The sequence below is a fragment of the Bacillus sp. SIMBA_008 genome (assembly GCF_046535495.1).
Classification (GTDB): domain Bacteria; phylum Bacillota; class Bacilli; order Bacillales; family Bacillaceae; genus Bacillus; species Bacillus subtilis.
On the sequence record NZ_JAWRWL010000842.1, the window covers coordinates 1 to 255 of the forward strand.

A 255-nucleotide genomic window follows, 5' to 3' on the forward strand; every position below is an offset into this window, starting at 1 on the left:
GAAGCTTTTTACATCGCCGAAAGCGGGCGACCAGGACCAGTATTAATTGATATTCCAAAAGATGTTCAAAATGAAAATGTAACAAGTTTTTATAATGAAGTAATTGAGATTCCAGGGTACAAATTAGAGCCTATGCCAGACGGTAGGAAGCTTAGAGAGGTAGCTAAAGCAATTTCCGAAGCAAAACGTCCACTTCTTTATATTGGAGGAGGGGTCATTCATTCAGGTGGTTCTGATGAACTCATCAAATTTGCG

General features: G+C 39.6%; 1 pseudogene. It reads left to right on the forward strand.

Annotation, left to right across the window (positions count from 1 at the left end):
- A pseudogene (locus SB658_RS25705) lies at positions 1–255 on the forward strand (acetolactate synthase large subunit); the annotation flags it as partial.